The sequence below is a fragment of the Rhodopseudomonas parapalustris genome, assembly GCF_053772255.1.
In genome coordinates, this window is sequence record NZ_JAMKBZ010000028.1 from 35,751 (window position 1) to 48,501 (window position 12,751).

General features: G+C 64.8%; 10 protein-coding genes. 7 read left to right on the top strand and 3 right to left on the bottom strand.

Features of this window, described 5'->3' with window-relative positions; genetic code table 11:
* Window positions 1-134: 134 nt before the first annotated feature.
* Window positions 135-3,041, top strand: a complete 2,907-nt coding sequence (gene gcvP, locus M9H71_RS20160) for an aminomethyl-transferring glycine dehydrogenase (protein WP_455406697.1) — start codon at window positions 135-137, stop codon at window positions 3,039-3,041.
* A 395-nt stretch (window positions 3,042-3,436) separates the two neighbouring features.
* Here gcvP and recA read toward each other — a convergent pair whose 3' ends face one another.
* Window positions 3,437-4,528 (bottom strand): recombinase RecA, encoded by a 1,092-nt coding sequence (gene recA / locus M9H71_RS20165; RefSeq protein ID WP_455406698.1) that lies wholly within the window; start codon window positions 4,526-4,528, stop codon window positions 3,437-3,439.
* A gap of 398 nt (window positions 4,529-4,926) precedes the next feature.
* Complete coding sequence (locus tag M9H71_RS20170; protein ID WP_455406699.1) at window positions 4,927-5,196, bottom strand: hypothetical protein; 270 nt, start codon at window positions 5,194-5,196, stop codon at window positions 4,927-4,929.
* An 11-nt stretch (window positions 5,197-5,207) separates the two neighbouring features.
* Between M9H71_RS20170 and M9H71_RS20175 the strand changes: the two genes are divergently transcribed.
* From M9H71_RS20175 to M9H71_RS20200, 6 genes are all read left to right on the top strand, one after another.
* Window positions 5,208-6,044 carry a hypothetical protein gene (locus M9H71_RS20175; RefSeq protein WP_455406700.1) on the top strand — a complete coding sequence of 279 codons (837 nt, stop codon included), beginning with the start codon at window positions 5,208-5,210 and terminating at the stop codon, window positions 6,042-6,044.
* Window positions 6,045-6,275: 231 nt separating this feature from the next.
* Entirely contained in the window at window positions 6,276-6,560 is a 285-nt protein-coding gene (locus M9H71_RS20180; RefSeq protein ID WP_455406701.1) for a hypothetical protein, read from the top strand.
* 27 nt (window positions 6,561-6,587) lie between these two features.
* Window positions 6,588-6,989, top strand: a complete 402-nt coding sequence (locus tag M9H71_RS20185) for a hypothetical protein (RefSeq protein ID WP_455406702.1) — start codon at window positions 6,588-6,590, stop codon at window positions 6,987-6,989.
* On the top strand, window positions 6,986-7,561 hold the full coding sequence (locus tag M9H71_RS20190; RefSeq protein WP_455406703.1) for a phage protease: 576 nt from the start codon (window positions 6,986-6,988) through the stop codon (window positions 7,559-7,561). Before M9H71_RS20185 ends, M9H71_RS20190 begins: the two co-directional genes overlap by 4 nt.
* Window positions 7,562-7,577: 16 nt before the next feature.
* Window positions 7,578-9,848 carry a phage tail tape measure protein gene (locus M9H71_RS20195; protein ID WP_455406704.1) on the top strand — a complete coding sequence of 757 codons (2,271 nt, stop codon included), beginning with the start codon at window positions 7,578-7,580 and terminating at the stop codon, window positions 9,846-9,848.
* A gap of 3 nt (window positions 9,849-9,851) precedes the next feature.
* On the top strand, window positions 9,852-10,151 hold the full coding sequence (locus M9H71_RS20200; protein ID WP_455406705.1) for a hypothetical protein: 300 nt from the start codon (window positions 9,852-9,854) through the stop codon (window positions 10,149-10,151).
* 370 nt (window positions 10,152-10,521) lie between these two features.
* On the opposite strand, the gene M9H71_RS20205 is transcribed toward M9H71_RS20200, so the two are convergent.
* Complete coding sequence (locus tag M9H71_RS20205) at window positions 10,522-12,447, bottom strand: autotransporter domain-containing protein (RefSeq protein WP_455406706.1); 1,926 nt, start codon at window positions 12,445-12,447, stop codon at window positions 10,522-10,524.
* Window positions 12,448-12,751: the final 304 nt, after the last annotated feature.

Genomic DNA, 12,751 nt, shown 5'->3' on the forward strand with positions numbered 1-12,751 from the left:
GAGCGAAGCGAAGCAATCCAATTGCAGCGTGCCGAGTCTCTGGATTGCTTCGTCGCTTCGCTCCTCGCAATGACGCCGCTGAGATTTCCGAGCAACCTGCCTTTGCGGGCCGTTGCATTGACGAGGACCAGAGCATGCCGCATCGCCGACCGATCGACGCCGCCAACGATTTCGTGCGTCGGCATATCGGGCCGTCACCCCAAGACACCGCGGCGATGCTGGCGACCGCCGGCGCCGGCAGCCTGGAGCAGCTCGTCGCCGAGACGCTGCCTTTCGCGATCCGGCATCGCGAGCCGCTGAAGCTCGGTGCGCCGCTGACCGAGAGCGAGGCGCTGGCGCATATGGCCGAACTCGGCGCACAGAACCAAGTGTTCACCTCGCTGATCGGCCAAGGCTATTACGGCACCATTCTGCCGACCGTGATCCAGCGCAATATTCTGGAGAATCCCGCCTGGTACACGGCCTATACGCCGTACCAGCCCGAGATCAGCCAGGGCCGGCTGGAAGCGCTCTTCAACTTCCAGACCATGATCTGCGACCTCACCGGGCTCGACGTCGCCAACGCCTCGCTGCTCGACGAAGGCACCGCGGCAGCCGAGGCAATGGCGCTCGCAGAACGCGCCGCCGCGAAGAGCGCCAGAGCATTTTTTGTCGATGCCGACACCCATCCGCAGACCATCGCGGTACTGCGCACCCGTGCCGAGCCGCTCGGCTGGCGGATCATCGTCGGCGATCCGGAAACCGAGCTGGAAGGCGCCGACGTGTTCGGCGCGCTGCTGCAATATCCCGGTTCGTCGGGCGCCTTGCGCGATCCGCGCGCGGTGATCGCGACGCTGCGCCAGAAGGGCGCGCTGGCGGTGGTCGCCGCCGACCTGCTCGCCCTGACGCTGATCACTCCGCCCGGCGAGCTCGGCGCCGACATCGCAATCGGCTCGGCGCAGCGGTTCGGCGTGCCGATGGGCTATGGCGGTCCGCACGCAGGCTATATGGCGGTGCGCGACGGCCTCAAGCGCAGCCTGCCCGGCCGCATCGTCGGGCTGTCGATCGACAGCCACGGCCAGCCGGCCTACCGGCTGGCGCTGCAGACCCGCGAGCAGCACATCCGCCGCGAAAAGGCGACCTCCAACATCTGCACCGCGCAGGTGCTGCTGGCGGTGATCAACGCGATGTACGCGGTGTATCACGGCCCCGACGGGCTCGCGGCGATCGCTCGCCGCGCCCACCGGCGCACCGCGGTGCTGGCCGCCGGCCTGCGCCAACTCGGCTTTGCCCCGAGCCACGCCACGTACTTCGATACGCTGACCATCGAAGTCGGCGACCGCCGCGACGCCATCGTGGCGCGCGCCGAGGCCGAAAAGATCAACCTGCGGATCAACGCGTCCTCGCTCGGCATCTCGCTCGACGAGACCACCACGCCGGCCGTTGTCGAGGCGCTTTGGCGGGCGTTTGGCGGATCGCTCGACTACGCCGCGATCGAGCAGGAGGCAGGCGATGCGCTCGGCTCCGTTCTGCCGGGTGCGCTGAAGCGGACCAGCGACTACCTGACCCAAGCCGCGTTCCAGGACTATCGCTCGGAAACCGAGCTGCTGCGCTACATGCGCAAGCTGTCCGACCGCGATCTGGCGCTCGACCGCGCCATGATCCCGCTCGGCTCCTGCACCATGAAGCTGAATGCCACCACCGAAATGATGCCGCTGACCTGGCCCGAATTCGGCAGCCTGCATCCGTTCGTGCCGAAGGCGCAGGCCGCCGGCTATCATACCCTGTTCGCCCGGCTCGAAACCTGGCTGGCCGAAATCACCGGCTATGACGCGGTGTCGCTGCAGCCGAACTCCGGCGCCCAGGGCGAATATGCCGGGTTGCTCGCGATCCGCGGCTATCATCTGTCGCGCGGCGAGCCGCATCGCAGGATCTGCCTGATCCCGTCCTCGGCGCACGGCACCAATCCGGCCTCCGCCGCGATGGCCGGCATGGACGTGGTGGTGATCGGCTGCGACGTCCATGGCGACGTCGACGTCGGCGATCTGCGCGCCAAGGCGGAAGCGAATTCCACCAATCTAGCGGCGATGATGATCACCTATCCGTCGACCCACGGCGTGTTCGAGGAGCACATCCGCGAGATTTGCGACATCGTCCATGCCCATGGCGGTCAGGTCTATCTCGATGGCGCCAACCTGAATGCGCAGGTCGGCCTCGCCCGGCCCGGCAGTTACGGCGCCGACGTCAGCCACCTCAATCTGCACAAGACGTTCTGCATTCCGCACGGCGGCGGTGGTCCCGGCATGGGGCCGATCGGCGTCAAGGCGCATCTGGCGCCGTTCCTGCCCGGCCATCCCGCCGAGGGCGAGCCGCTGAACGGCGGCCTGCACGGCGGCGGCACGGTGTCGGCAGCGCCGTGGGGATCGGCTTCGATCCTGACGATCTCCTACATCTACATTCTGATGATGGGCGCGGCCGGCTTGAAGCGCGCCACCGAGATCGCGATCCTCAACGCCAACTACATCGCAGCAAGGTTGCATCCGCATTTCCCGGTGCTGTATCGCAACGCCCGCGGCCGGGTCGCGCACGAGTGCATCATCGACCCGCGGCCGCTGAAGACCACGACCGGGGTCACCGTCGACGACATCGCCAAACGGTTGATCGACTACGGCTTCCACGCACCGACGATGAGCTTCCCGGTGCCGGGCACGCTGATGATCGAACCGACGGAATCGGAATCCAAGGCCGAGATCGACCGGTTCTGCGATGCCATGATCGCGATCCGCCGCGAGATCGCGCAAGTGGAAGACGGGCGCTACAAGATCGAGCAATCGCCGCTGCGCCACGCCCCGCACACCGCGCACGACGTCACCAGCGCGGAGTGGACCCGGCCCTATCCGCGCACCGAAGGCTGCTTCCCGGCGCCGAACTCCCGCACCGACAAATACTGGAGCCCGGTCGGCCGCGTCGACAACGTCTATGGCGACCGCAACCTGATCTGCTCGTGCCCGCCGGTCGAAGACTACGCGCTGGCGGCCGACTACGCGCGCGCCGCGGAGTAGTAAGATCGGTCTTTGAAGAGGCGGCCTTGCCACGCTGAAGACGTCATCGCCGGGCTCGACCCGGCGATCTATCCTCTTCGCAACTTGCCTCGGTTCAGCGCGCTGCGCCCGCGATGGATGCGCGGGCCTTCGCGGCGCCGGAGCGGCTACGGCCGCTCAGGCGGGTCGAGCCCGCGCATGACGTCTGTTTGAGAGCAGCGCTTCAGCACAGCATCTTCAGTCTCGAGCGGCAATCAAGCCGTCCCAAAACGAATGCGGCGAGCACTGCAGAGGCCCCGGTAACAGGGGACCGCAACGCTCGCCGTATTGAAATCTGTCAGCCGCTGTCCGTATGGACGGCTCGTCTCTCGTGCGCGACGCGGCCGGTGCATCCGGCCGCGTGCGATCGGTCGATCTCAATCCTCGACCGGCTCCTCGCCGTCGGCGTCACGCTCCGGCGAGCCGGCGAGGATCTGCTCGGCGATCAGCCCCGAGTTCTGACGAATCGCCGCCTCGATCTTGGCGGTCATGTCCGGGTTGGCCTTGAGGAACGCCTTGGCGTTCTCGCGGCCCTGACCGAGCCGCTGGCTGTCGTGCGAGAACCAGGCTCCGGACTTCTCGACGATGCCGGCCTTGACGCCGAGATCGAGGATCTCGCCCATCTTCGACACGCCCTCGCCGTACATGATGTCGAACTCGACCTGCTTGAATGGCGGCGCCAGCTTGTTCTTCACCACCTTGACGCGGGTCTGGTTGCCGACCACCTCGTCGCGCTCCTTGATCTGGCCGATGCGGCGGATGTCGAGGCGGACGGAAGCGTAGAATTTCAGCGCGTTGCCGCCGGTGGTGGTCTCCGGCGAGCCGTACATCACGCCGATCTTCATCCGGATCTGGTTGATGAAGATCACCATGGTGTTCGACTTGTTGATCGAGGCAGTCAGCTTGCGCAGCGCCTGACTCATCAGACGGGCCTGCAGACCGGGCAGCGCGTCGCCCATTTCGCCTTCGAGCTCGGCGCGCGGCACCAGCGCCGCGACCGAGTCGACGATCAGCACGTCGATCGCGCCGGACCGCACCAGCGTGTCGGCGATCTCCAGCGCCTGCTCGCCGTGATCGGGCTGCGAGATCAACAGGTCATCGACGGCGACGCCGAGCTTGCGGGCATAGACCGGGTCGAGCGCGTGTTCGGCGTCGATGAAGGCGCAGATGCCGCCCTTCTTCTGGGCCTCGGCGACGCAATGCAGCGCCAGCGTGGTCTTGCCCGAGGATTCCGGGCCGTAGATCTCGATCACCCGCCCCTTCGGCAGTCCGCCGACGCCGAGCGCGATGTCCAGCCCGAGCGACCCCGACGAGATCGTCTCGATGTCCATCGAGCGATCGTTCTTGCCGAGCTTCATCACCGAGCCCTTGCCGAACTGACGCTCGATCTGAGACAGCGCGGCGGAGAGCGCCTTGGATTTGTCCATTGAGGAACCTTCGACGATACGCAATGCAGTGGGGGCAGCCATCAACGTGCTCCTTATGAACGGGATTCGGCAACTGGACAAACGGCGCCGGCCTCAGCCAACAGAAACAACGTACCCCATTTGTTCTCTGTTCGCAATATGTTCCTTTCCGGGTGCTGCCCGGATTTGACCATGAGTGTCCTAAGTTGAATTTGGAGGTGGTGGAGGCGAAATCGTTTTTTGTCGGCGCGTGCAGCAATTGTTTGTCGTTTTAAATGGATAAGTGCTTAATTCCGCTATCGTTTCTGCTTTACCAAAGACCGGACCCAAAATGAGGCCAAAATGTGTCCGACAAGGATTGAACGAAAGGGCGGTAACCGATTGAAGTAGCGTTCGAATCTCACGTCTAGATTCGTAAACTGCGCGCTCGCACGGCTCCGCCGTGATGCTGATTGGTCAACCTATTGGTCAACCTGCAGATCCGCGTTTTCGGCGGGGTCCTCTTCAAGTGGGTCAGAGAGAGTGCTTTCCGAGATGATGTCGTAGCGGCTCCTGATCATTGCCGTCAGAAACCGGGCCGCTTTGTGCACGCGCTCTTCGTCGAAATCCTCAGCGGCCCGAACCGTCATCTCGAAATCGTCGCTCAATTCGACCGCGTTCAATAGAGGAGCCGCAACGTCGATCAACGCTTCCTTCAACGCGTGATAGTCCAGGTCGAAACGTTGCGACACCGGATAGTCCGGTGGGCAAGCCGCAGCTTCGCAGATTTTCAAATAGACCCCCAACGGCATCCTGCTGCTCTTCGATAGGTAGTTCTGAAGAGAGCGATAACCGGATCAACCGGAAGACACAACAAGTCGGCCGCCCGACAGCACCCTTCCCCGGCGACTTCGATCTGTTCGCCCGGCTCGCCGACATGCGGGTGCAGGAATACAACGAAGCGCCGCAGCGCGGGAAGCTCAAAGGCCGCTCGCCGAACGAAGTCTATCAGGCGCACATCGACGATGGCTTCACCATCGCCAAGGTCGATCGCGCATCGCTGATCATCGCCTTTTCGAAGCGAGACGTGGCATCGGTCGGCAAGTTCGGCATCCGCGTCAACGGTCAGTGGTGGACGTGCGACGAGCTGCACTACCGATCCGGCGAGAAGATCGGCATTCTTAAAGGGCGCTTTCACGACTGGCCGGCGGTGCCGCTGTTCGACCTCGACAACGAGCGGGCGATCATCGGCTACGCCAAGCCGAACGTGGCGATCGACGGCACCGATCCCGCCAACGCGCGAGAGCAGAAGCGGCGGGAACGTCTCTTCAACTCCCGCACGCGCGAGCTGAAACAAGCGGCTCCGCCCGCCGATCCGATCGCCGACACCATCGCCGCCGCTGCCATGCTCGCGCCGGCTCCCGAGGCGCCAGTATCCGGCACCATCGTGCCGAACCAGCAAGCCGCCGAGATCGTCGCGGCGATGCTGGAAGCGCCCGAAGATCGCGAAGCCCGCCGCGTTCAGAGGGTTCAGAGCAAGATCAAAGCCGATCTGGCGATCACCGAAAAATTCAGCCGAATCCTATCTAGGAGCAAGTAATGATCCATCTGCCGTTCATCGAAACGTCAACCAGCAAATTGATACACCAGCGCCTCAATATCGCACTCAAGACTCGTGAAAACGTCGCACTCACCGGAGCGGCTGGCGTCGGCAAGACTGTAGCGCTTCGGGAATATGTCGCCAACTGCGCATACGGAGGGGCTCATTTCTTTCCCGTAAGAGTTCGCGAAGCTGTTCGAGCTGCGGAATGTGCTGGTCGGCGAAGGCTGGTTGAACACGGCCCGCAAGGGCCAGGCGCCGGTCTTGGAACAGGTGTGGGGGCCGCACTGCGCATTTCTGCATCTCGCCACCGGGGCGAAGACCGAAAATTCGGTGACGTTCGGCTACACCGCCCGGCTCGGCACTCGGCGGTCCGGCAGCTATCAAGACCCGTCTATCGGTATCGACGGCGCCGAGATCGTCCGCGTCGCCGAGCAAGCGAAAGAGCTGATCATCGCGCCCGACGTCGGTTACTTCATCGAAAACATCGTCGCCGAAACCGACGAAACCCCGTAGTCGCCCGCCGAAAGGATCGACTGATCCATGCCTCCCCCGCGCTTCCCTGGTGTTCTCGGCGAGATCGCCGAAGTGGCCGGCGAAGAGGCGGCGCTGAAACTCGGCGCCGCCTATGGCGGCACGCGGGTTAGTTTTCCAGCGCGAATCAAGTCCGATGATCATTGGCTTGTAACGTGTGTCGGACGCCCGGCCGCAGAAGCGATCTGCGATTACTTCCGGCAAGGTAGCTGCCGCGGCATATTTCATGGCGTCTATCTACTCGTTCCTCGCGGCAGCGATACCAAGATCGCATTGCACACCCAGATCATCAAACTCAGAGAGAGCGGCCTATCGGCGGCCAAGATTGGACGACAGCTCAATCTCAGCGAACGGGCCGTCTTTCGTCATCTGGCCAAGGCGCGCATCGAATCGAAAGGGCGCTCCTCATGAACCATTTCGCAACCCTCGATGCCGCCGCGATCGATGGCGCCGCCAACATCGTCAAGGTCGCGCCGCGCGGCCCTGTGCAGACCCGCGACGGGCGATCCTACACCTTCATTCCGGAGGTGCTGGTTGCGCGCTTCGCCGCCGATGGCATCGATCTGCCGGTTGATCTCGACCACAGCATTGCGCGGAGTTCACAGTCCGGCGAACGCGCCGACGCGGTCGGATGGGTGAAGAAATTGCAGGCCCGTGCCGATGGCCTTTACGCGCACGTTGAATGGCTGCAGAGCGGCCTTTCCGTGCTGGCGTCGCGCACACATCGTTTCATCAGCCCGACCTTTCATCATGACGCGGGCGGCACGGCGACATGGTTGCATTCGATCGCGCTGGTTGCGGCGCCGGCCCTTTCGATGCCGGCGATCGCGTCCGCGAACGTTGCGGCCGGCATGACTTCCGCGCCTGATCCGGTAGCGCTCGCCGCTGCCGCGCGCAATTACTTGGAAGCGCGCGCGGCACTCGGAATCCAGATGACGTTCGCCGACGCCGTGATGGCGGTTGCCGGCGGAACGCTCGATTAGCAGCGAGGGCTAGCCCGTGTCCAATCTCGACGTTGCGCTTCGCCTACGCCTGGTCAACCAGCTCGGCGGCCCGGCCAAGGACGCCAAGAAAGAGCTGGAAGGCATCGGCGCCGCCGCCAAGAAGCTGGACGGTGCCAAGGCCGGCAAGCTCGCGGCCGATCTAACCAAAGCCAAGACCGAGGCCAAACAGACCGGCGCCGCCCTGGAGAAGGCCGCCGCCGGCACCAAGAAGCTGGACCCGGCCAAGGCCGACCGGCTGGCGCGCGGCCTCGGCAAGAGCAAGACCGAAGCGCTCGGCAACGAGCGGGCGCTGCGCCAGGTCGTCAACGCGCTGCGGCAGCTCGACGGCACCCGCGCCGAGCGGCTGGTGAACTCACTGCGGCGCGCCAACACCGCGGCCGACAGCCTCGCCCGCAGCCTGCGCCGCGTGCGCAGCGAGGGCCATGGCGTCAGCGCCGGCACCGGCGAAGGCCGCGGCGGCCCGCCCCATCCCAAGCGATCGAAAGCAGGCGCCGCTGTGGTTGCCGGAGGCGCCCGCGTCGTCGGAGCGGTCGGCGGCGTATACACGGCGTATCGCGTCGTCGGCGGCGTCAAGCAATCGTTCGAAGACTTCGCCGAATTGGACCGCCGCATGACGCGCGTCGGCATCACGGCCGATGCAACGAAGGCGCAGGTTGACGCCGCAACGGCCGATGTGCGCGGCATCGCGAAGAAATACGCGATGCCAGTCGAGGAGGTGCTGAAAGGGCTGGAAGTACTTGTTGCGCGGGGCGATGAACTCCCGGACGCTCTCGCGCTCCTGGACCCCGTAACGCAGTCGGCGCAAGCGTCCGGCGCTGCTGTCGATGACATGGCGAAAACGTCCGGAGCCATGCTCGACAACCTCAAAATCAAGATCGAAGAGCTCCCGGAGGCGTTCGATAAGCTGAGTTACGCCGGCAAAAAGGGGCAATTCGAACTCAGAGCGATTGCGCAATATCTGCCGCAGCTCGCTTCGCAATGGGCAAACGTCCACCAGGAAGGCATCGGCAAGCTCGGAGAGTTGGGCGCGATGCTGGAGATCGTGAGAAAGCAGACCGGGACCGACGAACAGGCTGCAAACGGCGTTCGCGATCTGCTCACCAAGATCTACAGCACGGACGTGCAGAACAACTTCAAGAAAATGGGCGTCGATCTCGAAGGCGGCCTTAAGAAGGGGCTAAAGGCGGGGAAGTCGTTCTCCGATGTCGTGATCGAACTAACCGAGCAGGCCACCAAGGGCGATCTGTCCAAGCTACCGAAGCTGTTCGGCGAGATCGACAGTCGGCAAGCCGTCAGCGCGATCGTAACCCTCAAATCCGAGCTTCGTGCACTTATTGCGGAGATCAACACGAAGTCGGCTGGCAGCATCGTAAATGACGTTGCGCGCGTGACAGGCGACGCCCAAGGCGCGATTGTGGGTCTGTCGAATGCGTGGTCGGCCGCCGGCGTCGCAGTCGGCAAGTTCGTGGCCGAGGCAACGCCGGCGATTTCGTTGCTGGAGAAGATCGCTGGCGGCCTCGACAGCGCACGCGAGTACTTCAAGGGCGACAAGAAGGAATCGGACGCGCCGCGTGTTGATCAGCCGGCCGGCCCGAGATCGGCTTATCCCGGCCGCTTCCAGGCCGCCGCCCACGCTAAGGCGACGCGCGAAGCACTGGCCGGCAAGCCGCCGCCGAAGTCGGCCTTCCCCGGCCGATTCCAAGGCGCCGCCCATGCGGCGGCGCAAGCCCAGCACGAACGCGAGGTTCGGGCGTCGCAGACGGAGTACGGCGCCGCAACGCCGAAACGTCCCGACTATTCGCCGGTGAAGAGCTTCAACCCGCCTGAGATCGGACGACACAAAATCAAGGTCGATGACCCGCAAAACTTCTCTCCGGTGCAGCCGATCGCCGCCAGCGTGGCAGAATCGACGATGCAGCGCATTCGCCGGGCGGTCGCCAGCGAGAGCGCAAGGGCCGTGGACGAGTCGCGATCCGCGGTGGACGCGATCCGCGCGATTTGGAATTTTTCCGTCTCGCCGCAGATTTCACCGCGGCTCGGCGGTGCGTCCGGCGCTCCCTCCAGTGAGCAATCCGCGCCGTCGCCCGCACCAGCTCCCGCCGCACCGAGCGGCAAGCGGGCCGCACTCGGCGGCCGATCGGTCCAGGTGGTCAACAACATCACCGTCAACGGTGCTGGCAAGAACGGCCGCCAGATCGGTTCGGAGATCACCCGCGAGCTGGCCAAGCTCGGCAACAGCTCCAATGCGCTGTTCGACACGGTTTGAGCGATGCGCAAGCCGACCAAACGGACAGTTGCGGGCGTCGTCGAGGCGGTGACCATCCCGGCGGCGGAGTACGCCGAGCTGCTGAACTGCCAGCGGCAACTGGCGGCGTTAAAGCGGGCTAAACAGGGCTTCAAAGGGTGGCTGTCATCGGTCGAAAAGGACGCCCAAGTTGAGGCGTTCATCGCAAGACGGCTTGCGCGCAAGACCGTCCCCGTCATCATGGCCGAATGCCGCGAGCGGTTCGGCGCGGACCGGACCCCGAGCCGTTCCGCCATCTACAGGTATCGGGCTAGGGACGGCTAACCCCATTCCATCCCGCGACGTCCAGCCTGATCCCGGATGATCCCGTCTAAACCGACACGGAACCCCTGAAAACGACAGAGATCGGGAACGGTTCCAGTGGCCTGTTTAGACCCCGTTGCGGCTTTCAGTCATCGAGCCCACCATGGTCTCGGAATACACCGACAATTGGAGAAACCGAGATGGCCAAGGCTTTGTGGCAGCGCTTCAATCATCGCTAGAATGCTTGGCATATGCCAAGCATATTGCTTGGCTAATGTCTCGGTTGCTTAGCTATCTTCGCGCGGCGGCGACCATCGCTTTCGCCGCACGCCAGGCCACCCGAGCCTCCCGCAGCCGCGGCGACAACGTCGCGGCTCGGTCCTCCCCCCTGTCAGAACGCGACCTTGAGGCCGCCGCTGACGCCGGCGTCGTTGCCGCTGCGGCGGGCGAAGCTGGTGGTCCCGGTCACGGTGGCGGAGACCTTGTCGGTCACCAGCGCCGAGACGCCGGCGGCGACGCGGCCGTAAGTGCCGCCGTCGGCCGACACCGGCGTCAGGATCGGTAGCAACGGGGCCGTGACCAGCGTGGTGGTGACGCTGTGGCCGCCGAGGAAATCATGCGCGGCGGTGAGGTTGACGAACGGCGTGTAGATGCCGCTGCCGAGCTGCAGCGGATAGCGGAACTGCACGCCGGCATCGCCGGTGAGGCTGTCGAGCGTCTGCCGGTCCACCATCATGGTCAGCAGCACGTCGCCGGTCTCGGTGTAGCCCTGGATAGTGGCGTAGCTGTATTGCAGGCTCGCGATCGGCCCGACGCGCAGCTTGCCGGCGTCGAACAGATAGCCGGTCTTGGCGGCGGCGGTGAAAACGTCGGCATGGGTGCTGCCGCGGATCATGTCGATGATGCCGCGACGCTCGAGCGACAATTCGTGCCGGCCATAGGCCACGATGGCGTCGGCGAACCAGTGCGCATCGGCGTAGGAGCCGTAGCCCGCGAACTGGAACGCGTCGATCCGGTTGCGGGCGTCCTGGACGCCGAGTTTGACCTCGGGCTGCGAATAGCCGAACACGCCGCCGACGCGCCAGTTCGGATCGAGCCGATACTCGACGCCGAGATAGCCGCCGGTCGAGGTGTAGTCGTAGCCCGACGCATAGAACTGCCGATCGCGATTGCCGCCGGCATAGCTGACGTCGCCGTACACCGACCAGCGATCCTCCGGGGCCGTCGGCATGGCCGCCTTGGTCGGCATCGCCGCCATCGCGGCGCCGAGGCCAAACGGCTGGAAGCGACGGCTGGCGTCGAGGCGGTCGAGCGCCGAGGCCGTGAAGCCGGTGATCACGGCGTTCGCGATCCCCGCCTGCGGCGCCACAGTCGAGGGCGCATCGATCTGATTGGCCATGTAGTTGCCGATCAGTGTCATCGCGGCGGCAGTCGGATGCACCGCGTTCTGATAAAAGCAGGTGGGACTGTGCGGCGCCGAACTCTGCTGGCATAGCGGGTCGGCGGCAAAGCCGTATTGGGCGGGATTGGCGTAGATCCGCGCCTGCAGGATTTCGAAGTCGAACAGGAAAATGCGCACTCCGGCCTGGGCCATCGGCCGGAGCAGGAGCTGGATCTGCTGATAATAGGTGTGGGCAAAGGCGTCGCGGGCGGCGTCGCCGATGGCCCCGCCGCCCTCCGGCACCGGAAAGTATTTGGAATTTCCGGCGCTGAGCCAGGCGATGTTGCGGGCGCCGGCGTCGACCAGCTGATGCACCCCGGAGGTGACGACGTTGTTGTAGGTGACGCCGTCATAGGTCCCGGACAGCGGAGCCACCCCGGTGCCGTTGACGGCCCGCCCCGCGGCCGCGATGCCAAGCGCGGTGGCGCTTGCGACGCTGCTGGTCAGCAGCGACGAGTCGTTGCCACCGATCGACACCGTGACCAGGTCGGTGCTGCTGAACCTGACCCCGTCATGAGCGAGCCGGGCAAGCTCATAGACGAAGCCGGGCAACGGCGGCACCAGACCGGGGATCTCACTGTTGAGCGTATTGGTGTTGTCGGTGAGCGCGCCGCCGATCGCATAGTTGGTCAGGCCGCGCAGACCGTAGATCGATTGCAGGGTCTCGACGAAATTGGTCCCGCCGGTGAACCGGCAATTGTCGGGCAGCGGCAGTGACTGGCAGCCTGCAGGCGCGCCGGCGAGACGAAACGCACCACCGGGTGCCGCACCGGTGTCGGCATAGCTGTCGCCAAAGCCGTAGATGCCGGTGAACTGCGCTTGCGCCGATACCGACGTGGCACCGACGAGACCGATCGCCACGACACCCGCCACCATCGCGCTGCGGACCCTTGGGGCAATAACAGCGAATAAGCGAAAGCCAGCCGAAAGAAGCCACGCGCGCGGTCGCGCGCCCCTGATTGAACCATCGGACATCGCGAATCACCCGCCCCCGTTGCAATGCCCAGCAGTGTGGCCTGTCACGAGAGCCGGCAACTGAGAGAAACACGGGAGACGTGCTAGTAAATAGTCTCGCTCCACAGCAATCACGAAACACGCGGCCTGCGCCTGGTAATCGCTTGCCGGCCGCGTTGCAGCGGGCGCTGCTATCAGCCTGCTCCGCAGTCCTTGACCGCTTCGG

What these genes read in the sequence shown, in the direction of transcription:
- gcvP (WP_455406697.1), top strand. Translation starts at nt 135, where the DNA reads ATGCCGCATCGCCGACCGATCGACGCCGCCAACGATTTCGTGCGTCGG.
- recA (WP_455406698.1), bottom strand. Translation starts at nt 4,528, where the DNA reads ATGGCTGCCCCCACTGCATTGCGTATCGTCGAAGGTTCCTCAATGGAC.
- M9H71_RS20185 (WP_455406702.1), top strand. Translation starts at nt 6,588, where the DNA reads ATGCCTCCCCCGCGCTTCCCTGGTGTTCTCGGCGAGATCGCCGAAGTG.
- M9H71_RS20190 (WP_455406703.1), top strand. Translation starts at nt 6,986, where the DNA reads ATGAACCATTTCGCAACCCTCGATGCCGCCGCGATCGATGGCGCCGCC.
- M9H71_RS20200 (WP_455406705.1), top strand. Translation starts at nt 9,852, where the DNA reads ATGCGCAAGCCGACCAAACGGACAGTTGCGGGCGTCGTCGAGGCGGTG.
- M9H71_RS20205 (WP_455406706.1), bottom strand. Translation starts at nt 12,447, where the DNA reads ATGGTGGCGGGTGTCGTGGCGATCGGTCTCGTCGGTGCCACGTCGGTA.